Genomic DNA, 20,536 nt, shown 5'->3' on the forward strand with positions numbered 1-20,536 from the left:
AGAGAAGGAGGAAGGACGGATGCGCGTCTCCCGCAGCCCCCCCCCCCGCCGCCCCCCCCCCCCCCCCCCCCCCCCCCCCCCCCCCCCCCCCACGACCACGGGGGAGCTTTCGCCATGCCCACGCCTCGCGAGCAGTTGTCCGACGCCCGGCTCTACCTGTGCACGGACGCCCGCAAGCGGCAGGGCGACCTCCCCGCGTTCCTGGACGCCGTGCTCTCCCACGGGGTGGACGTCGTCCAGCTCCGGGACAAGGGCATGGAGGCCGCCGAGGAGCTGGAGCACCTGGCGGTCCTCGCCGACGCCTGCCGCCGGCACGGCAAGCTGCTCGCGGTGAACGACCGCGCCGACGTGGCCCACGCCGTCGGCGCGGACGTCCTGCACCTGGGCCAGGGCGACCTGCCGGTCCCCGCGGCCCGCGCGATCATCGGCGCGGACCCGCTGATCGGCCGGTCCACGCACGCCGAGGCCGAGGTCGACGCCGCCGCCGTCCAGGACGGCGTGGACTACTTCTGCACCGGCCCCTGCTGGCCCACCCCCACCAAGCCCGGCCGGCCCGCCCCCGGCCTCGCCCTCGTGCGCCACGCGGCCTCGCTCGCCCCCGCCCGCCCCTGGTTCGCGATCGGCGGGATCGACGCGGGCAACCTGGACCAGGTGCTGGACGCCGGGGCCCGCCGGATCGTCGTCGTCCGGGCGCTCACCGAGGCCGACGACCCGGCGGCGGCCGCCGCCGAGCTGGCCGAGCGCGTCCGGGCCCGCGCCCTGTGACCCCTCGCGGGCCGGGGGCCGGGATCCCGGACCGCTGTCCGAAGAGTGGACAACAATCCGGCATAACGGGATGAAACCCGTTGCTCCGGTTGGGGGAGCGCCCAGCCCTGGATAACCTCCCCCTATGGCCCTTGGCACCCCTTCCACCAGGACGGACCACGCGCGCACCGTGCGTGACCTGCTCGCGACCGGCAAGACCTCGTACTCCTTCGAGTTCTGGGCGCCCAAGACGGAGAAGGGGGAGCGCAACCTCTGGAACGCGCTGCGCCGGGTCGAGGCGGTCCGCCCGAGCTTCGTCTCCGTGACGTACGGGGCGGGCGGCTCCACCCGCGCCGGGACGGTCCGGGCGACCCAGCAGATCGCCGCGGACTCCACGCTCACCCCGGTCGCCCACCTCACCGCGGTGAACCACTCGGTCGCCGAACTGCGCAACATGATCGGGCAGTACGCCGACGCGGGCATCAGGAACATCCTCGCGGTCCGCGGCGACCCGCCCGGCGACCCGATGGGCGAGTGGATCGAGCACCCGCAGGGCGTGAAGTACGCCGCCGACCTCGTCCGCCTCATCAAGGAGTCGGGCGACTTCTGCGTCGGCGTCGCCGCGTTCCCCGAGATGCACCCCCGGTCCGCCGACTGGGAGACGGACATCCGCCACTTCGTGGACAAGTGCCGCGCGGGCGCCGACTACGCGATCACCCAGATGTTCTTCCGCCCGCAGGACTACCTGCGGATGCGCGACCGGGTGGTCGCCGCCGGCTGTGAGACGCCCGTGATCCCCGAGGTCATGCCGATCACCAGCGTCAAGCAGTGGGAGAGGTTCTCCCAGCTCAGCAACGCGACCGTGCCCGAGGAGCTGAAAGAGCGCATCCTCGCGGCCAAGGACGATCCGGCCGCTGTACGCTCCATTGGCATCGAGTTCGCAACGGAGTTCTGCGCGGAGCTGCTGTCCGAAGGTGTGCCCGGACTGCACTTCATCACGCTCAACAACTCGACGGCTACGCTCGAGATCTACGAGAGACTCGGACTGCACAAGCAGTCGTGACCGGCCGTACCCGCCACCCGAGCGGTTGCGGCCGCAGGAGGGGGCGGGCGTGGGCTGGACGGTCCTCTACATCGCATTCGGTCTGGTGGCGCTGTGGCTGCTGGGCGAGGTGCTGCTGCAGTACAAGGCGCGGCTGCGCTGGAGGCTCCTCGCCTTCACCGGCTTCCTCGGCGTGGTGCTGGGAGTCCTGCTCTCCGCGCCATTGGTCATCGTCGTCGGCACGCTCACCTTCGCCACCGGCCAGACCTTCGTGACGCTCTCCTTCCGGCGCGGCTTCTCCACCGGCTGGGCCATCGGGGGTAGTCCGGGGGAGAGCCGCCGCCGCAAGCGCGGCGAGCGCGCCGCGGTCAAGGAGCCCACGCTGGAGGTCTCGGACCTGGAGGTCTCGGCCCCGCAGCCCGCCGGACCCGGCCACGACCAGCCCCCGACCGACCCCGCGCCCGATGAGGCCGGCCCGTACGGCGGGTACGGCCCCACCGGCTACGGCGCGGGCCCGGAGGGCCCCGACCACGCCCACCAGGACGGGCAGCGGCACACGGCGTACGACCCGCACACCGGCTACGTCCCGCAGCCGGCCCAGGACGCCTACGCCGCGACGTACGACTACGGCACGGACCCCCAGGGATACGCCGCCTACTCCGACCCGTACATCGGCACCACCAACCAAACCCCCGCGTACGGCGGTTACGACGCCTACGGCAACACCTACGACCACCAGGACGACAAGCAGCGGTACGCCGACCCTTATGCCCAGGGCCCCGGCGCGGAGCCGTACAGCACCGACACCCCGCCGGGGGGCGTCTGGGTCCCGCAGCAGCGCGACGCCGTCCCCTTCCCCCCGCTGCCGCCGGAGCAGCCCGCCCCGTACGGCAACGGCCACGACACCGGCCAGAACGACCCGTACCGCTACTGACCCGACCGCGGGGCCGCCGGCGCGGACATCGACACGCGCCCGGCCCCGCGCCACCCGGCCCGCACGCCCGGCCGCAGGCGTCCGGCCCCGTGCCCGCCCGGCCTGGTACGCGCCGGCTCGCCCGCCTCCGGCCCGTGCGTGCGCCCCGGCCCTGCACGCGCCCGGCTCGCCCGCCTACGCCCCCTGCGCGCTCCGGCCCGTGCGCCCCGGCCCCGTGAGCGCCCGGCCCGCGCCCCGACTCAGCGGGAGCCGCGGAAGTCGTCGCCCTCCACCACCAGGCCGGCCACCAGCGCCCCCGACATCCCGGCGTGCGCGAGCCCGCCGCCCGGATGCGCCCAGCCGCCCGCCAGGTACAGGCCCGGCAGCCGCGTGAGGTTGCCGGGGTGCAGATACGCGCCGCGGGCGCCGGCCAGCGCGGGCGGCGGCACCGCGCCGCCCGCGGCCCCCGTCTCCGCCTCGGTCTCCGCGGGCGTGCGGACCTCGGTGTGCACGGTCCGCTCCCGCAGTCCGGGCACGGCCGCGGCCGCCCGCTCCACCAGGGCGTCGGCGAACCGCTGCCGCACCCCCGCGTCCGTCCAGTCGACCGGGCCGTGCGGGGCCACCGTCGCCATCAGGGTGACCGCCTCGTGCGCCGCGTCCGGGCGGGTCGCCGGATCGTCGGGGCGCAGCACCGTCACCGTGGGGTGCTCGGCGACCCGGCCCCCGAACACCGCCGCCTGCTCCGCCGCGCCGTCGGCGCTGTGCACCACGGTCCGGTGCACCGCGTCGGCCTCACGGGCCCCGCGCAGCGACAGCAGCACCGCGAACCGCCCCGGCGCGGCGCCCGGACGCACCGACACATCGCCCGCGCCCCACACCCCCTGACCGGGCACCAGGCCGGGGCGCGGCCGGACGCCGAGCACCACCCGGTCGGCCTCGACCACCTCGCCGCCCGCCAGCTCCACGCCCGCCGCCCGGCCGTCCCGCTCGACGACCCGGACCGCCTCGGCCCCGAAGACGAACTCCACCCGGCGGGCCAGGCACCGCTCGTACACCGCCCGCGCCAGCTCCCGCATCCCGCCCATCACGTACCAACTGCCGAACGTCTGCTCCATGTACGGCAGCAGCGCCGCGCTCGCCGGGGCGTGGCGCGGGTCGAGCCCGTACGCCAGGGCGTAGCCGTCCAGCAGGGCCGCGAGGCGCGGGTCGGCCAGCTCCAGCGCGCCGATCTCCGCGACCGTGGCCGCCTGCCGGGGCCCGCGCAGCAGGCGGCGCCGGCGGAGCGCCGGATAGGGGTCGCGCCCGAGCACCTGGTGGTCCGCCCGCAGCGGCTCCTCCAGCAGCGGCCGCCGCGACCGGTCCCAGGCGTCGCGCGCCCGGTCCATGAAGTCGCTCCACCGCGCCCCGGCCCCCGAGCCGAGGGCCCGGTCCAGGGCGGCGGCCACCCCCGCCCGAGAGGCGTTGGGCAGCGACACCGCCGTGCCGTCCGCGAACAGGTGGCGGCCGGCCGGGTCGATCTGGGTCAGCGTGACGGACTGCTCCAGCGACTCCCTGCCGGTCTTCACGAAGAGGTCGCGCTGCACGGCGGGCAGATGCAGCAGGCCGGGTCCGGTGTCGAAGACGAAGCCGTCGTGCTCGTACCGGCCGAGCGAGCCGCCGTAGACGGCCGAGCGCTCGTACACCGTCACTTCGTCGCCCGCCACGGCCAACCGGGCGGCCGCCGCCATCGCGCCCGTCCCGGCGCCGATCACCGCAATGCGTGCCATGCCGGTGACTTTATCGACCGGCGCGGCGCCCTCCCCCGGCAGGCCGCTCCGGGAGGGCCCTCCCCCGGCCGGGGCGCCCGGTGGGGGCCTCGGCGGCCGCCTGAGTACCCGTACCTACGGGCGGAGATGAGTAGGCGCGCGGATGGGCCGCCGCCCCCGCGGACGGAAGAGTGGTGACCACGGAAGGGGCGCTGCGCCAGGACCGCCGGCACGGGGCGGCGGAACGGCGCGGCTCTCCTGACGCAACGGGGGTGCGGTACGGAGATCCGGGGGGCCACGGGGGACACGGGGCCACGGGGGAGCGGGTCTCCGGCAGCACGCAAGACGCCGGTCCGGCGGGGTTCGCGGGGGATGCGAACCTCACCGGACCGGCGTCTTGGGCTTTCCGGCCCCCGCCGGGCGGAGCGCGGGCGTCAGTGCCCGCTGACCCGCCCGTGCAGCAGCAGCGAGAGCGCGGAGTGGACCTCGTCGATCGAGCGCTCCGGCTGGAACGCCTGCCAGTCCAGCGCCGCCACCAGCACCATCCCGACCAGCGCGGCCGCCGTCAGCGGGATGTCGATCTCCTCGCTCAGCTCACCGGTGTCCACCGCGTCCCGCAGCACGTCCTCGACGACCGCGACGGCCTCCTGGCGCACCACCAGCAGCGTGGACTGCCAGGCGCGGTTGGTGCGCCACAGCTCGGCCACGTACAACTGGGTGAACGCCGGGTAGCGGTCGATGAAGGCGAGCCCGGCCCGGATCATCGCGTCCAGCGCCTCCACGCGGGTGCCGCCGCGTTCGGCGGACTCCTCGGCAGCGGTCCGCAGCGAGGCGGTGAGCAGCCCGACGCCGTGCCGGAGCAACTCCTCGAACAGTTCGGTCTTGCTCTTGAAGTTGTAATAGACCGTGCCCTTGGCGACCCCCGCCCGCTCGGCGATCTCGTCGACGGTGGTCGCCGAGAACCCCTTCTCGGCGATGAGGGTCACCGCCGCCTCGTAGAGCCTCTGCCGGGTGGCCTGGCGGCGCGTGGTGCCACTGCGTTCCATGGGGCCGATTCTCCCAGGTCCCGCCGTGCTCACAGGCTCAACTCCGGGTGGAGCCGGCTCAGGCTCCACATCTGCTTGCGGCGCGCGGTGAACGCGGTGAGGGCGAGGGCCCCGACGGTGAAGGCGCCCAGCACCGCGCAGCCCAGCCAGACCGGGCCGAGACCGCCGCCGGTGATCAGCCTGCGCAGCCCCTCCACGACGTACGTCATCGGGAGGTACGGGTGGATCGCCCCGAAGAAGCCCGGACTGGTCTGGACGGGGTACGTTCCCCCGGCCGAGGTGAGCTGGAGCATCAGCACCACCAGCACCAGGATGCGTCCGGCCGCCCCGAAGCAGGCGTTCAGCCACTGCACGATCGCGGCGAAGCAGCAGGTCACCAGCGTCAGGAAGGCGACGGTCCCGGCGGCGCGCGCCATCTGGAGGCCGAGGCCCCAGTGCAGGACGGCCAGCAGCGCGCCGACCTGGAGGACGCCGATCGCGGCGACCGGGAGCCAGCCGGCGAAGGCGATCCGCCACGCGGAGGCCCCGGCGGCGAGGGCCCGCCGGTTGAGCGGCTGGATCAGCATGTACGCCACCATCGCGCCGACCCACAGGGAGAGCGGGATGAAGTACGGCGCGAAGCCGGTGCCGTAGTTGGGGGCCGCGTGCAGCGACTGGGAGGCCAGTTGCACGGGGTCGGCCATGACACCCGTCCGCGCGTCCCGGTCCTTCTTGTCGTAGTCGGGGATCTGGCCGACGCCGTCGTTGAGGCCCTGGGCGAGCGAGGCCGAGCCGTCGCCGAGCCGGAAGAGACCGCCGTCCAGGTTCTCGGCGCCGGTCTTCAACTTGCCGACCCCGCTGTCGAGGTCGCTGGAGCCGGTCCGGGCGTCACCGAGCCCGGTGTGCAGGGCCTGCGCCCCCTTGGCGACCTTGCCGGCCCCGGCGTTGAGCTCGTTGACCTTGCTGACGGCGGCCTCCAGGTCGTCGTCCAGCGTCGGCGCGCGCTGGGCCAGCGCCTCGGCCTGCTTCTGGAAGGTGGCCAGCTCGCCGCTCAACTTCTTCAGCGCGCCGTTCTGGTTGGTGACCAGGGCGTTCACGTCGGTGGCCACCTTGGAGACGTCGACGGCCGCGGTCTTGGCGCGCTCCAGCGGCGGGCAGACGGCCGCGTCGGGCTCCGGGGCCTGTTCGCACTGGGTGCGGTGCAGCTCCGTCAGCTCGTCGGCGGCCTCCTTGGCCCCGGTGGCCGCGGTGGGCGCGCTCTTCACCAGCAGGTCGAGGTTGTCCCGTACGGCCTGCGAGGTGTCCGCGACCAGCCGGGCCGTGTCGCGGATGGACTTCCCGTTGTCCTGGAAGAAGGGGCGCACGTCGCCGGCGATCCCGTTGACCTTGTCCGCCAGGAGCTGGGTGCCGTCGGCGACCTGGCGGGAGCCCGCGGCGAGGTCGCGCGACCCCTGGTCCAGCTTGACGATCCCGTCGGAGAGCCGCTTGCTGCCCGCCTTGGAGTCCTTGAGCCCGTCGGCGAGGTCCTTGGACCCCTGCTTGGCCTTGGAGATGCCGCCCTTGAGCTCGTCCGCGCCCTTGGCCGCCTCGGCGGTCTTGTCGTGCAGATCGGAGAAGTTGACGAAGATGCGGTCCAGGAAGCCGCGCGAGGCGTTGGTGGACGCGGCATTGCGCACCTCGCCGAAGACCGTCTTGGAGATCTGCCCGACGATGTAGTTGTTCGCGTCGTTCGTCCGCACCTGGAGCGCGCCCGTCTCGGGGGAGTCCCCGCCGCTGGACGCGATCTTCTCGCTGAAGTCCGCGGGCATGGTCAGCGAGAGGTAGTACGTGCCGTCCTCGACGCCCTTGTGGGCCTCGGCGGCGCTCACCTCGTGCCAGGCGAAGACCTTGGAGTCGAGCAGCTTCTCGCTGATCTCGTCCCCGGCGGCGAGCCGCTCGCCGTCGCTGGTGGCCCCCTTGTCGTCGTTGACCAGTGCGACGGGCAGCTTGTCGAGCTTCCCGTACGGGTCCCAGAAGGAGTAGAGGTACAGGGCGCCGTAGAGCAGCGGCAGGAGCAGCAGGGCGACCAGCGCGGCGGCCGGCAGCCTTCCCCGGCCGAACCGCTTCAGCTCAAGCGCGGCCAGCTTCGGCGAACGCATCGGCCGTCTCCTCATCGGTGGTGGGTGCGGTACGCACGACGTGGGTGTTCTCGGGGGCCTCGCTGCACACGGCGAGCACGGTGGCGCCGGCGTCGGCCACGGAGCGCAGCAGCGCCCACGCCTCGACGCGTTCGGCGTCCGAGAGCTTGAGGTCGGCGTCGTCGACGGCGAGCAGCCGCGGCCGGGCGATCAGCGCCAGGGCCACGGACAGCCGCAGCGCCTCGAGTCGCTCCAGGTCCCGCACGGAGGTCCGCCCCGCCTTGGGCAGCGTGGCGAGGTCGAGGCCGGCGGCCTCCAGGGCGTCGTCGATCCGGGCCTTCGCGGCGGCCCGGCGCTCGGCGCGCGGACGCAGCAGGCTGCGCAGCGAAGCGCCGTAACGGCCCTGGAGCAGGGCGCGTTCGTGCAGGTGCTCGGCCACGGTGAAGGCGGGGTCCAGCTCGTTCACCGCCGCGACGGGTCCCAGCGCGGCGATCCTGCGCACGGCGGCGGCCTGCTTGGGCAGCCGCAGACGGCCGATCTCCACGCGGCCCTCGGTGATGCGCATCCGGCCGGTCAGCGCGAGGAGCAGGCACGTCCGCCCCGACCCCGAGGGCCCCTCGATCGCCACCACCGCACCCGGCTCGGCGCTGAACCCCACATGCCGAAAGACCCAACCGCGCGGCCCCTTGAGTCCCAAGTCCTCGGCGCGTACCGCCGCGCCGTGCGGGCTCTCCACAGACCCTCCCTTGATCTCGTCCCGTCCTGCCCGCGGCCCGGCCGCGTGCTCTTTGGACTGACTGGTCAGTGCAAAAAGGTAGTCCGAACTCGCGATCGACGCAAACGGGTGATGCCGGGGGTGGGTGGAGCGTTGTCGGGAGGGCGTGCGAGCGGGCTGCGAGCTCGTGGCGGACCCTCTCGTCGAGGGTGGCTCGGAGTCGTGCGACACCGAGTCGCCGCTGACCGCCGTGCTGCCGTCCGGCCCTTGGGGTCGTACGGGGGTGCGCCGCCCGAGCCGCTCGGTCGGCGGTGGCGGGTGGACACGGGGCGGGGCCGGATGCTGGATCGTGGGCTGGCCATCTGCCCGACCTCGAGTTTTCCTCAGTGGATCAACGTCTGGCGGACTGGAATAGCGGCCACGCCATACATTTCTCTTATGCCGCCAATCCTGGAGGCAGGGGAGGGGAATCCACTTGCGTGGAATATCGATGCAAAGCTTATTCGTCCCGGTTGCGGTTCTGGCGCTCGGAGTCACTATGGCCACTGCGTCCCATGCGGTTGAGGAACCGGCTGACGCGGCCCCTGAAACGGTTTTTCCGGAACAGGTCGGTACGCGGGAGTTGAGTGGCAGTGCGGTCGAGGTTCTCGAGATGTCGGATCAGGAGGTGGCCGTCGAGAGGCGGCTCGCCTCTCTGCCGGAAGTGACTGACGACGGTGATGTCGAGGCGAAGCGCTGCGACAATCCGTACAAGAAGTGGTACACCGTCTCGGACAAGGTGAACTACCACGTTCCATCCAAGTGGAACGGTACCTCGTACAAGGACGGCCCAGGCGGGAAGATGACCGTCGAGGTCCTGAAATCGGGCAAAATCGGGGTCGAGTTGAGCGGGAATGTCTCAGCCGATGCGGGCGTCATCCTCGCGAAGGTCAAGACGGAGTTCGGCGTTAAGGTGGTCGCCGAAGCCGGCGTCACCGTGGGGCACCGGTACTCGCACGACATCAAGAGCGGGTACTACGGGCACATGCAGTACGGTTCTTGGGGCTACAAGACCAATTGGACCAAGTACGAAACGAGTGCTGACCGCTGCGGCAAGAAGAAGTTGGGGTCCGGTACCGCGAAGTTGCCTACCAGGGAGGTCGGATGGCGATACTGGGAAACCCGAACCTGATCTGCGACCTACGGCTTGCGCGCCGTAGTGCCGTCCTCCTCGTCCCGATCCTGTCTGTCGCCTTCATCGGTGGATGCACTGACGGCTCCGGGGCTGCGGGGAGGCCGCCAGTGCGATCCAGCCCGAGCGCTGCCCCGTCTGTGACGCGTGACCAGGCGAAGATCCTGGAGGAGAAGGCGGAGGAGGCGCTGGGGATCGGGGAGGTGGACGGTACCGACGGCCTGTTCGTGGAGTCGGGCTTGGAACGTGCGAGCTACGGAATCCATACCTACGCGAGCCTGTCGCCGGGTAAGTCCTACACGCTGTCGTTCGTCTGCTCGGGAACAAGCGAGGATCGCCTCGCGGTAAAACGTCCTGTGCGGCGGATCGTGGCGTGCGACAGCGTCCCAGTCCGTCAACGGATGACGGATGCTCCGGCGCGGATCGAAATCGACGTCGACGGCGTCGCCGGGTCATCCGGGGTCGTTGGTTGGCGGATCGATGAACTAGCCGAGTAGGCGTAGGGAACGGCTGCGCTCCGCATCGGATCCATGATGCGGAGCGCAGTCGTGCGCACGATGGCGCTCTTCGACGCGTCTTGCTGGGCGCGTACAGGTCGGGAGCAGGCAGTACGACGTGGCCGCCGCCGCGAGTTCCGGCCCCACTGGCGGGCTCTTGTCGCTCGCCCGTCAGCGCAAGCGCGACACCTCGCACACCTCGTCGCTACGGCATATCCGTGGGCATCGCCCACGCCGGCACGCCACCGCGGTCGTGCGGATCCTTGCCGAACCGAGCACCGGGCTCACCCAAACCGCTGCGCGAGCACGCCCCCCGCTCCGGTGCGCCACCAGGCGTGAGCACTGGGACAGCGACGGTCCAAAGCGTCCGGAGAGCGCGGCGAATCCCAGCGCACGAATGCCGCCCACGCACCTTGCGGGGATGGAACAGCAGGTCAGAACCGCGTTCACATCGATTGTCAGTGGGCACCGGCACCATGGACACAGACGGCCACAGAGCCGTCACACGACGACAGGAGGTTCGTCATGGCCAGCTCGTCCGCAGCCGCCGCCCCGCGGCGCCGCGCAGTCAGCCCTGCCCCCTCACTGACCGGTCCGGCTGCCGATGTCCACCCCGTGCTGCGCCGCTCCACCGCGCCGCCCGCCGCTCTCGAACTGCTCGCCAAGGCCCGCTCCGGCCTCGACGAGGCCGCCGTGCTCCACGAGCCGAACGAGCGGTACGCCACCGCCCATCTCGCCGCCCTGCGCACCGCGGCGGCCGTGCTGGCCGCCCGCGGCCGCCCCGAGGCGACCAGGCGCCGCCGGGAGCGCATCCGCAGCGCCTGGGAGGTCCTGCCGGAGACGGCGCCCGAGCTGGCCGAGTGGAGCGCCCTCTTCGCCTCGGGGGCCGACCGCCGGGCCCGCGCCGAGGCCGGGATGCCGGGTGCGGCCAGCCGGCGCGACGCCGACGACCTGCTGCGCGACGCGGCCATGTTCCTGCGCCTGGTGGAGCGGCTGCTGGTGCTCCAGCCGGTGCTCCCGCAGCCCCGGCCCGAGCGGCCGGGCGGCGGGTGACCTGGACGGAGGCGCGAGGCAATAGGGTGGTGACCGATCACATCGCCACCAGCACTGTTCACGCTCCGCCGTCCCCGGCGGCACCGTGCCGAGGAGTCATCTGCCGTGACGGACCAGCTACGCCCCCGCGCCTCTCTTCGCACCGCCGTGGTGTGGGAGGTCCTCAAGGACGCTCTGGACCGCCAGGCCGAGGCGAGCGGCCGGGAGGCCCTGGACGTCCTGGACACCGGCGGCGGCACCGGCAACTTCGCGGTGCCCGCCGCCCGGCTCGGCCACCGCGTCACCGTCGTCGACCCCAGCCCCAACGCGCTCTTCGCGCTGGAGCGCCGCGCGGCCGAGGCCGGGGTCGCCGACCGGGTCCGGGGGGTCCAGGGCGACATCCTCGGGCTGTTCGACGTCGTGGAGCGCGGCGGTTTCGACGCGGTGCTCTGCCACGGCGTCCTGGAGTACGTCGACGAGCCCGCCGAGGGCGTGCGCAACGCGGCCGAGGCGCTGCGCCCCTCCGGCGCGCTCAGCCTGCTCGCCGCCGGTCTGGGCGGAGCCGTGCTGTCCCGTGCGCTCGCCGGCCACTTCACCGAGGCCCGGCAGGCGCTCACCGACCCGGCGGGCCGCTGGGGCGAGGGCGACCCGGTGCCCCGCAGGTTCACCGCCGAGCAGCTCTCCGACCTGGTCTCCGGCGCGGGCATGGAGGTCGGCGCGGTGCACGGCGTGCGGGTCTTCGCCGACCTCGTGCCCGGCGCCCTGGTGGACACCGAGCCGGGCGCCATGGAGGCCCTGCTCAAGCTCGAAGCGGCCGTCGCCGAGCGGCCCGCGTTCCACTCCCTCGCCACCCAGTTGCACGTTCTGGGCGAGAAGCGCTCCTGAACCCCTGGGCGCGGCTGCGCCGCCGGGACCGGGCGGCGGACCGTGCGGCGCTGGTCAGCCCCGCGGGCGGCGGAGGGAGTCCGGCTCGGGGCCCCCGTACCGGGCGTACGCCCCGTATGATTCTGGTGACACCATCCGGCATGGCGGATCGGTCGTCGGGGAATCTACGCCTCAGCAGCCGAGCCGACATGGCGGTCCGGACTGGCTGGGCGCTATAGGGCGGGTTTCACGGGGACGAATCCCTGCCTATCCTGGAAGGGCCGCTTACCGGTCGCCCCCGCGGCCGACGACGAGGAGGATGCCGTGCCGCTCTCGGAGCACGAGCAGCGAATGCTCGAGCAGATGGAGCGAGCGCTGTACGCCGAAGATCCCAAGTTCGCGACAGCGCTCGAGGGAAGCGGGCTGCGTACGTACACCCGACGAAGGGTCTACCAGGCAGTCGGCGGCTTCCTGGTGGGTATCGCGCTCCTCATGGCCGGAATGGTCGCCCAGCAGATCTGGATCAGCGTGGTGGGGTTCCTCGTCATGCTCGGCTGCGCCGTGCTCGCGGTCACCGGCTGGCGCAAGGCGCCCAAGCCCGGTGAGCAGCAGCCCGCCGCCGCCGGCGGGATCGGCGACGCGGGCCGCCGGCCGAGGCAACGCCGGTCGATGATGAACCGCATCGAACAACGCTGGCAGCGCCGCCGCGACGAACAGGGCCAGTAGGGCGACTCCGCGGCCCCCCGTCCGTTCCGACGGGAGCGGTGGCGGCGCGTACGGCCTACGAGACTGACTGCCGAGGGGCGGTCGCGGAGACGCGGCCGCCCCTCAGCCGTGCAGCGCGGTCAGCGCCCCGACGGTACGCACCTCTGGCCCCGGACGCCGCCCGGCGCACCCGGATGCCGACCCCGCCGCACCGCTGGGCCCCGCTGCCGCACCGGGCCCCGGACCGCGTCAGCCCATCGGATACGTCCGTCCCCCGCCCGGCCGCGCCCAGCAGGAGGCCAAAGCCCCCGCACCGTGCGCACCTCGGACTCCGCCGAACCGTCCGGCGCACTGGCCGCCGTCAGGAAGCCAACGCCCCCACCCGGCCGCCGTCGGGAGCGGGCCGACCCTGCCCGCCCCGACCCGGTCGGGTCAACCGTCCCGGCGTACGAGGCGGCGCAGCCGCGACGTCCAGCGACCGCGTCCCGGACGGGCGGCCCACCGCTGCGCGAGAGCCTCCCGGCGCTTCGAGACGGCCCACACCACCCGGACGGAGGAGCGGGGCAGCAGCGTCGCCCGCAGCCGCGCCCCCCGGCCGGACGAGGCCCGCAGGGCCGTCCCCACCGCCAGCACGTCCTCCGTCAGCCCGGCGGCGGGCCGCGGCTCACGGGCGTACAGCACCTGCTCCACCGCGCCCGCGATCCGGTGCAGGGCCTCGGCCGCGGTGGTGTCGAGCCGGCCCAGCCGGACGATCCTCGCCGCCGCCTTCCGGGGCGTCAGCGACGCGTCGGGCGCGATGCCGTGGTCCCAGGCCGTGTCGCCCACCTCCCGCCAGGCCCCCAGCGTCCGGCGGGCCGCGTCCGCGGGCGTCCGGCCGACCGCGCCCAGCCGGCGGTCGCGCGCCCAGTTCCGCCACAGCAGCGGCGTCAGGGGCAGCGCCAGCACCAGCAGCAGCGGAACGGCGGCGAGGAGCATCAGCAGCACCATGTCGGGCGTGAGGGTGCGGTCGGTCGGGGCCGCCGCCAACGGCTCCCGCGAGGCGCCGCACTCACCCTGCCGGCGCAACTGCGGCGAGCAGCCGTCCTCGGGGGTCGGCGCGGCCGGCGGTGCGGCCGAGGTGCCCGGCGAGGGCTCCACCGGGTCGCCCGTGTCGCCGGCGGGGGTCTCGGGCCGGGTGTACTCCGGGGTGCTGCCCCGGCTCGGGGTGGGCTCGAACCGGGTCCACCCCGCCCCCTCGAAGTAGAGCTCGGGCCAGGCGTGCGCGTCGCGCAGCCCCACCGAGGTCGACCCGTCCGCCTTGACGGAGCCCGGCGTGAAGCCCACCGCGACGCGGGCCGGAATGCCCAGCGTCCGGGCCATCGCCGCCATCGAGAACGAGAAGTGGACGCAGAAGCCCTCCTTGTCGCGGAGGAACCGCGCGATGGCGGACGCCCCGGTCCCCGAGGCGACGGTGGTGTCGTACGTGAAGCCGCCCTCGGAGGAGAACCAGTCCTGGAGCCTCACGGCCCGCTCATAGGCGTTGGCCGACCCCCGTGTGACCTTCTCGGCGGTCCGGGCGACCACCTCCGGGAGCGTGTCGGGGACGCGGGTGTACTCGCGCGCCAGCGCCCGCGGCGGCGGTCCGGCCGCCGCCAACTGCGCCGGCGTCGGTTCCACGACCAGGCTGGCCACCTCGTACCGCGCCCCCCGCGTGGTCTGCCCGCCGTCGCCGATGAGGGTGCGGCCCTCGGGCTCGAACCGCCAGCGGCCGCCGATGCGGACCTGGCCGGCCGGGTAGGGGAGCGGGAGGTAGGTCTGCTGGTACGACCGCGAGGCGGAGATGTTCGTCCGGACCTCGGTGGCCGGGACGTCCCCGCTCAGCCCGGCCGGCGGCGGCAGGCGGTCGGGGACGTCTCCCACCCCGCGCGTGGAGGAGCGCCACTCCCTGCCGTCGAACCGGTCCAGGGCCAGGATGCGCAGGTACAGGCTCCGCGGGTCCTGGATGGTGCTGCGATACGTCATCACCTCCCGGTTCTCCGGCTGGTTGAGGTTGTTCTGCAGCGAGACCAGCGGGTTGACCGCGGAGATCGTGCCGCCTCCACCGCCCCTGCCGCTCCCCGGCCCGCCGCCGCCCAGCAGGCCGCCGCCCAGGGCGGGCAGGGCCGACGGGACGGCCAGGGCGATGCCGAGCGCCAGCGCGCCGATCCGCCGCCCGGTGCGGACCGGCGAGGCGCGGCCCGCCCCGGCCAGCCCGTCCGCGAGGCCGCCCGAGGAGTGCGGGGCGCCGCCGAAGACGCGCCCCCACCGGGAGAGCCGGTCGCGGCCGTCCGCCAGCAGGAGCAGCAGATAACCCGCGGCGGCGGACACGAACCACAGCGGGCTCGCGCCGCCGTCGGAGAGGCCGGCCGCGACCGAGTAGAGCGCGAGCAGGGGCAGCCCGGCCGGGGCCGCGCTGCGGAAGGTCACCGCCAGCACGTCCACCGCGAGCCCGACCAGCACCACGCCGCCGACCACCATCAGCCGGATGCCGTCCGTCAACGGGGCCGGGGAGGCGTACGTGCCGACGTCCTCCGCGCCCGCCGCCAGCAGCTCCCCGAGCCGCACGACCGCCCGCGGGCCGGGCGCCACCCCGAGCAGGGCGTGCTCCCGCGCGAACACCAGGGTCAGCAGAACCAGGGTGACCAGGGCCTGGGCGGCGACGGTCAGCGGCCGCGCCAGCGGCACGCGGCGCGCGAGAACGCCCACCCCACTCTGCACGCCGAGCAGCACCGCCGCCTGCACCAGCCAGCCCGCCCCCTCGACCAGCGGAAGCAGCGCCCCCGCCGACAGCAGCGCCGCCGCGTAGGCGCACAGCGTCAGCCGGGCCCGTCCGCTCATGACTGTCCCCCCGTGAAACCCGCGAAACCTGTCGACCCGCCGCCGGCGGAGTGCGGGTCGACCGGCTCCCCGCCCGCCGCCCGCCACAGTGCGGGCAACTCGGCCCCCGGCTCCACGGGCACCGCGGTCCAGCCCGCCTCGCGCAGCCGCCGCAGCCGCTCCCCGGCCCGCTCCGCCCCCGCCGCGTCGCCCGCCCAGGCGGCGCCGTCCAAAACGAACGCGACCGCCGCACCGGCGCGCTGCCGCATCCGGGCGGCGATCGCGGTCTGCTCCTCGTCCAGATCGCCGAGGAAGGCGATGAGCAGCCCCTCGTCGCCGCCGCGCAGCACGCCGTGGGCGCGGGAGAGGCCCCCGCCGTCGGAAGGGCCGACGACCGCGAGCGAGTCGAGCATCAGCCCCGCGGCGTCCGCGGACTCCTGGCCGGTCCCGGCGAACCCGCCCGTCCCCTCACCGGGCACGGCGCTCCCGTCGTCGGTGAGCAGCCGTACCGCGAAGCCGCGCTCCAGCATGTGCACGAGCGCGGAGGCCGCGCCCGACACCGCCCACTCGAACGCCGAGTCGGGGCCGGCCCCCTCGTAGGCGACGCGCCGGGTGTCCAGCAGCACCGTGCAGCGGGCGCGCCGCGGCTGCTCCTCGCGGCGCACCATCAGCTCGCCGTGGCGCGCGGTGGAGCGCCAGTGGACCCGGCGCAGGTCGTCGCCGTGCCGGTAGCCGCGCGGAATGATGTCGTCCTCGCCGGCGAGCGCGAGCGAGCGCTGCCGCCCGTCGCCGTACCCGGAGGCCTCCCCGGCCAGCCGCAGGGCGGGCAGCGGCACCGTGCGCGGGATGACGACGAGGGTGTCGTACGCGCTGAACGAGCGGGTCAGCTCGCACATCCCGAACGGGTCCTCCAGCCGGAGCTGCAACGGGCCCAGCGGGTAGCGGCCGCGCAGGTCGGAGCGGACGCGGTAGGAGACCTCGCGCCGGCCGCCCGCCTCCACCCGGTCCAGGACGAAGCGGGGGCGCGGCCCCAGCACGTACGGGACCCGGTCCTGGAGCATCAGCAGCCCGGTGGGCAGCCGGGCGACGTTCTCCACCCGCAGGTGCACCCGTGCCTCCGCCCCCGTCGGAACCCGCGACGGCGACAGGCGCCGCGCGCCGGTGACCCGGTAGCGGGCGCCGTGGAGCGCGGCCACGCAGACCAGCGGCAGCACGGCCAGCAGCAGCCCGACGCGGAGCAGGTCGCTCTGGCCCAGGACGTACGCGCAGACGGCGGCGGCCACCCCGGCGGCCAGGAACGAGCGCCCCCGCGTGGTGAGTCCGCCCAGCGCGGTCCGCAGGCCGCCCCCGCCGCCTTCCGGGGCGCCGGGCTCACCGGCCGCCGTCACAGCCGCCGTGCCCCGTGCTGCCGGGGGTAGGGGGAGCCGCCCGGCGCGGCGCCGCCGGGCGAGGTCGGGACCGGCGTCCGCTGGATGATCTCCAGCACCACCTGCTCCGCCGTGCGGCGGTTCACCTGGGCCTGGGCGGTCGGCAGCAGCCGGTGCGCGAGCACCGGCGCGGCCAGCGCCTGGACGTCGTCCGGCAGGGCGTAGTCCCGGCCGCTCAGGGCGGCGGACGCCTTCGCGGCGCGCAGCAGGTGCAGGGTGGCGCGGGGCGAGGCCCCGAGTCTGAGGTCCGGGTGGGCGCGGGTGGCCCCGACCAGCTCCACGGCGTACCGCCGCACGGCCTCGGCGACGTGCACCGTGCGGACGGCGTCGATCAGCCGGACGATGTCGTGGGCGTGGGCCACCGGCCGCAGGTCGTCCAGCGGCGAGTGCCCGCCGTGCACGTCGAGCATCCGCAGCTCGGCCTCCGGTCCGGGGTAGCCGATGGACACCCGCGCCATGAAGCGGTCGCGCTGGGCCTCGGGCAGCGGGTAGGTGCCCTCCATCTCGACCGGGTTCTGGGTGGCCACCACCATGAACGGGTCGGGCAGTTCGTAGGTGTGCCCGTCGATGGTGACCTGGCGCTCCTCCATCGACTCCAGCAGCGCCGACTGGGTCTTGGGCGAGGCGCGGTTGATCTCGTCGCCGATCACGATCTGGGCGAAGATCGCGCCCGGCTTGAACTCGAAGTCCCGCCGCTGCTGGTCGAAGACCGACACGCCGGTGATGTCCGAGGGCAGCAGGTCGGGAGTGAACTGGATGCGCCGCACCGAGCAGTCGATCGACCGGGCCAGCGCCTTGGCCAGCATGGTCTTGCCCACGCCGGGGACGTCCTCGATGAGGAGGTGCCCCTCGGCGAGCAGCACGGTCAGCGAGAGCCGTACGACCTCGGGCTTGCCCTCGATCACCCGCTCCACCGACCTGCGCACCCGCTCGGCTGTGGCGGTCAGATCCGCGAGGCTCGCTCGATCGTCATAGGTGGTCACCCGGCCCTCCTCGGCCCTTCGCGCAGGGGCCTGCCCGCGTGTGCGCGGCCCGCCCCGGAAGAAGTTCGGACACTCCTCCGGAAGGTCCGGCGAAGGTCACCACCGCATTCTTGTTGCCGTTACCGCTTCGTGTCACTCGGCGGCGGACAACTGGCCGTGAAAAGCGCCTGTCTGTCACGATTCCGGCGCCGCGGCGGCCACGGGAGCCGCCGCGGCGGAAGGGCGGGGAGGCCGGCAGGCGGTCAGGCGGCCGAGTGGACCTCGCGCAGCAGGCCGGTGGTGACGTCGAAGACGAACCCGCGCACGTCGTCGGTGTGGAGCAGGAACGGCGAGGTGCGCACGCGCTGCATCGACTGGCGCACGTCCTGGTCGGCGTCGGAGTAGGCCTCCACCGCCCAGACGGGACGCTGGCCCACCTCGCGCTCCAGCTCCTGGCGGAAGTCCTCGGTGAGGGATTCGAGACCGCAGTTGGTGTGGTGGATGAGGACCACGCTGCGGGTGCCCAGCGCCCGCTGGCTGATCGTCAGCGAACGGATCACGTCGTCGGTGACCACACCGCCCGCGTTGCGGATGGTGTGGCAGTCGCCGAGTTCGAGGCCGAGCGCGGCGTGCAGGTCGAGTCGGGCGTCCATACAGGCCACCACGGCGACCTGGAGGACCGGGCGGGCGTCCATGCCCGGATCGCGGAAGTCCTCGGCGTAGCGGGCGTTCGCCCCGACCAGGCGGTCGGTGACCTGCCCTACCTCGCGGACCGTCGCGGGGGAGGACGTCACGGAATCGGCGGGGGTGTGAGGGGAAGTCGACATGGTTACGACGTTAGCCCTCCCCCTGGTCGAGGTGGGCTGTGACAGTGGACAAAGAACGGTGGCGAGGCTTGTTGTGAGCTAATCCACAAGCTCCGCCGGTGCACCCGTTCGGGGGAGCGGACCGCATCCGAACGGGTGGGGCGACGCGCTGCGCGGTTCGTTGATCGCGCATCGATCGAATGGCAGGGTGGACTAAAGTAACGCGAAGTCACACTCCCCGTTCCGTACCCACCGCCACCCCCTGCACCCTGCATATTCCGTTTTCCCCCCGTGATGTGCGGCGTACGTGCGGCCCGGCCCTCTCCCGCTCCCGGTCGGCCGACGCCCCTTCCCCGGCGCCGGCGGACCTCCCCTTCGGAGCGGGCGGGGACCAGGACGTACGTGCCGCCCGCGCGGGACAGAGCCTGAGAGGGCGCATTGAGCCAGACCCGACACGTCCCGGTGATGCTCCAGAGGTGTCTGGACCTGTTGGCCCCGGCTCTCCAGGACCCGGCCTGCCCGGAGCCCGTGGTCGTCGACTGCACCCTCGGCCTCGGCGGCCACAGCGAGGCGCTGCTCGCCGCCTTCCCCGCCGCCCGGCTGATCGCCCTGGACCGCGACCGGGAGGCGCTGCGCCTGTCCGGCGAACGGCTCGCCCCGTACGGCGAACGGGCCACCCTCGTCCACGCGGTCTACGACGAACTCCCCGACGTCCTCGCGCGCCTCGGCGTCCCCCGCGTCCAGGGCGTGCTGTTCGACCTCGGGGTCTCCTCCATGCAACTGGACGAGGCCGACCGCGGATTCGCGTACGCCCAGGACGCCCCGCTCGACATGCGCATGGACCAGAGCACCGGCATCGGCGCGGCCGAGGTGCTGAACACCTACCCGCCCGGCGAGCTGGTCCGCATCCTGCGGGCGTACGGCGAGGAGAAGCAGGCCAAGCGGATCGTCTCCGCCGTCGTGCGCGAGCGCGAGAAGGAGCCGTTCAGCAACAGCGCCCGGCTCGTCGAGCTGATCCGCGACGCGCTGCCGCAGGCCGCCAAGCGCACCGGCGGCAACCCCGCCAAGCGGACCTTCCAGGCCCTGCGCATCGAGGTCAACGGCGAGCTGAGCGTCCTGGAGCGGGCCATCCCGGCGGCCGTGGGCAGCCTCGCCGTCGGCGGCCGGATCGCCGTCCTGTCCTACCACTCGCTGGAGGACCGGCTGGTCAAGCAGGTCTTCGCGGCGGGCGCCGCCAACACCGCGCCCCCCGGACTGCCCGTCGTCCCCGAGCGCTACCAGCCCCGCCTCAAGCTGCTCACGCGCGGCGCCGAGCTGCCCACCGAGGAGGAGGTCGCCGAGAACCGGCGCGCCGCCCCCGCCCGGCTGCGCGGCGCCCAGCGCATCCGCGAGGAGGAGCGATGAGCGCCACGGGGGCCGGGCGGTGAGGAAGACGGCCGCACCGCTGAAGGGGCGGGCCGGACGGCTCGCCCGGCTGATGCCGTCCACCGGGCCCAGCACGGCCGCCCGCACGCCCTTCGTCCTGCTGATCGTCCTGCTCCTGGGCGGCGGCCTCATCACCCTGCTCCTGCTGAACTCCGCCCTCAACGAAGGATCGTTCAGGCTCAGCGAGCTGAAGCGGGACACCACCGAGCTGACCGACGAGCAGCAGGCCCTCCAGCGCGACGTGGACAGCCGCTCCCAGCCCGACGCCCTGGAGCGCCGCGCCCGCGAGCTGGGCATGGTCCCCGGCGGCAGCCCCGCCTTCCTCGACCCGGACGGCACGGTCCGCGGAGTCCCCACCGAGGCCACCGCCCCGCCGTCGCCCCTCCCCGCCCCCACCCCGAGCCCCGGCTCCCCGGCCGCGACCGCCTCCGGCGCCGCGGCGCCGTCCGACGCGGCCACCCCCGCCGCGGGGGCCACCGCGGCCCCGCCCCCGACGAGCCCCGGCAGGTGA

18 protein-coding genes are annotated in these 20,536 nt (G+C 74.1%); 10 read left to right on the forward strand and 8 right to left on the reverse strand.

The window, feature by feature from the left end:
- Window positions 1-114 precede the first annotated feature (114 nt).
- From thiE to ACZ6EJ_RS05800, 3 genes are all read left to right on the forward strand, one after another.
- Window positions 115-765 (forward strand): thiamine phosphate synthase, encoded by a 651-nt coding sequence (gene thiE / locus ACZ6EJ_RS05790; RefSeq protein WP_469264878.1) that lies wholly within the window; start codon window positions 115-117, stop codon window positions 763-765.
- A gap of 124 nt (window positions 766-889) precedes the next feature.
- Window positions 890-1,807: a methylenetetrahydrofolate reductase [NAD(P)H] gene (metF, locus tag ACZ6EJ_RS05795; RefSeq protein WP_469264879.1), complete on the forward strand. Its 918-nt coding sequence runs from the start codon at window positions 890-892 to the stop codon at window positions 1,805-1,807.
- 49 nt (window positions 1,808-1,856) lie between these two features.
- The gene (locus ACZ6EJ_RS05800; RefSeq protein WP_469264880.1) at window positions 1,857-2,720 is read left to right on the forward strand and encodes a hypothetical protein; all 864 of its coding nucleotides are present in this window, start codon (window positions 1,857-1,859) and stop codon (window positions 2,718-2,720) included.
- A gap of 239 nt (window positions 2,721-2,959) precedes the next feature.
- Here ACZ6EJ_RS05800 and ACZ6EJ_RS05805 read toward each other — a convergent pair whose 3' ends face one another.
- From ACZ6EJ_RS05805 to ACZ6EJ_RS05820, 4 genes are all read right to left on the reverse strand, one after another.
- On the reverse strand, window positions 2,960-4,465 hold the full coding sequence (locus ACZ6EJ_RS05805) for a phytoene desaturase family protein (protein WP_469264881.1): 1,506 nt from the start codon (window positions 4,463-4,465) through the stop codon (window positions 2,960-2,962).
- A gap of 413 nt (window positions 4,466-4,878) precedes the next feature.
- Complete coding sequence (locus tag ACZ6EJ_RS05810; RefSeq protein ID WP_469264882.1) at window positions 4,879-5,490, reverse strand: TetR/AcrR family transcriptional regulator; 612 nt, start codon at window positions 5,488-5,490, stop codon at window positions 4,879-4,881.
- A 29-nt stretch (window positions 5,491-5,519) separates the two neighbouring features.
- Complete coding sequence (locus ACZ6EJ_RS05815) at window positions 5,520-7,607, reverse strand: YhgE/Pip family protein (protein WP_469264883.1); 2,088 nt, start codon at window positions 7,605-7,607, stop codon at window positions 5,520-5,522.
- Window positions 7,579-8,322 carry an ATP-binding cassette domain-containing protein gene (locus ACZ6EJ_RS05820; protein ID WP_469264884.1) on the reverse strand — a complete coding sequence of 248 codons (744 nt, stop codon included), beginning with the start codon at window positions 8,320-8,322 and terminating at the stop codon, window positions 7,579-7,581. Before ACZ6EJ_RS05820 ends, ACZ6EJ_RS05815 begins: the two co-directional genes overlap by 29 nt.
- A 517-nt stretch (window positions 8,323-8,839) precedes the next feature.
- On the opposite strand from ACZ6EJ_RS05820, the gene ACZ6EJ_RS05825 reads away from it, so the two are divergent.
- The 5 genes from ACZ6EJ_RS05825 to ACZ6EJ_RS05845 all read left to right on the forward strand — a co-directional run bounded on the left by ACZ6EJ_RS05825 (window position 8,840) and on the right by ACZ6EJ_RS05845 (window position 12,591).
- Window positions 8,840-9,472, forward strand: coding sequence for a hypothetical protein (locus ACZ6EJ_RS05825; RefSeq protein WP_469264885.1), 633 nt, complete (start codon window positions 8,840-8,842; stop codon window positions 9,470-9,472).
- Window positions 9,473-9,612: 140 nt separating this feature from the next.
- Window positions 9,613-9,969: a hypothetical protein gene (locus ACZ6EJ_RS05830; protein ID WP_469264886.1), complete on the forward strand. Its 357-nt coding sequence runs from the start codon at window positions 9,613-9,615 to the stop codon at window positions 9,967-9,969.
- A gap of 525 nt (window positions 9,970-10,494) precedes the next feature.
- Window positions 10,495-11,022, forward strand: coding sequence for an SAV_6107 family HEPN domain-containing protein (locus ACZ6EJ_RS05835; protein ID WP_469264887.1), 528 nt, complete (start codon window positions 10,495-10,497; stop codon window positions 11,020-11,022).
- 105 nt (window positions 11,023-11,127) lie between these two features.
- Complete coding sequence (locus ACZ6EJ_RS05840; protein ID WP_469264888.1) at window positions 11,128-11,886, forward strand: methyltransferase; 759 nt, start codon at window positions 11,128-11,130, stop codon at window positions 11,884-11,886.
- A 303-nt stretch (window positions 11,887-12,189) separates the two neighbouring features.
- On the forward strand, window positions 12,190-12,591 hold the full coding sequence (locus ACZ6EJ_RS05845) for a DUF3040 domain-containing protein (protein WP_469264889.1): 402 nt from the start codon (window positions 12,190-12,192) through the stop codon (window positions 12,589-12,591).
- 411 nt (window positions 12,592-13,002) lie between these two features.
- Here ACZ6EJ_RS05845 and ACZ6EJ_RS05850 read toward each other — a convergent pair whose 3' ends face one another.
- From ACZ6EJ_RS05850 to ACZ6EJ_RS05865, 4 genes are all read right to left on the reverse strand, one after another.
- The gene (locus ACZ6EJ_RS05850) at window positions 13,003-15,426 is read right to left on the reverse strand and encodes a transglutaminase TgpA family protein (protein WP_469264890.1); all 2,424 of its coding nucleotides are present in this window, start codon (window positions 15,424-15,426) and stop codon (window positions 13,003-13,005) included.
- On the reverse strand, window positions 15,423-16,793 hold the full coding sequence (locus ACZ6EJ_RS05855) for a DUF58 domain-containing protein (protein WP_469264891.1): 1,371 nt from the start codon (window positions 16,791-16,793) through the stop codon (window positions 15,423-15,425). Before ACZ6EJ_RS05855 ends, ACZ6EJ_RS05850 begins: the two co-directional genes overlap by 4 nt.
- Window positions 16,790-17,815: an AAA family ATPase gene (locus ACZ6EJ_RS05860; RefSeq protein ID WP_469264892.1), complete on the reverse strand. Its 1,026-nt coding sequence runs from the start codon at window positions 17,813-17,815 to the stop codon at window positions 16,790-16,792. The genes ACZ6EJ_RS05855 and ACZ6EJ_RS05860 overlap by 4 nt, the downstream gene beginning before the upstream one ends.
- 242 nt (window positions 17,816-18,057) lie before the next feature.
- Entirely contained in the window at window positions 18,058-18,621 is a 564-nt protein-coding gene (locus ACZ6EJ_RS05865; RefSeq protein ID WP_469264893.1) for a beta-class carbonic anhydrase, read from the reverse strand.
- Window positions 18,622-19,038: 417 nt separating this feature from the next.
- Here ACZ6EJ_RS05865 and rsmH point away from each other — a divergent pair, with 417 nt between their 5' ends.
- Both rsmH and ftsL read left to right on the forward strand, forming a co-directional pair.
- Window positions 19,039-20,004, forward strand: coding sequence for a 16S rRNA (cytosine(1402)-N(4))-methyltransferase RsmH (rsmH, locus tag ACZ6EJ_RS05870; protein WP_469264894.1), 966 nt, complete (start codon window positions 19,039-19,041; stop codon window positions 20,002-20,004).
- Between the two features lie 19 nt (window positions 20,005-20,023).
- On the forward strand, window positions 20,024-20,536 hold the full coding sequence (ftsL, locus tag ACZ6EJ_RS05875) for a cell division protein FtsL (protein ID WP_469264895.1): 513 nt from the start codon (window positions 20,024-20,026) through the stop codon (window positions 20,534-20,536).

Source organism: Streptomyces sp. NPDC041970 (assembly GCF_055588985.1).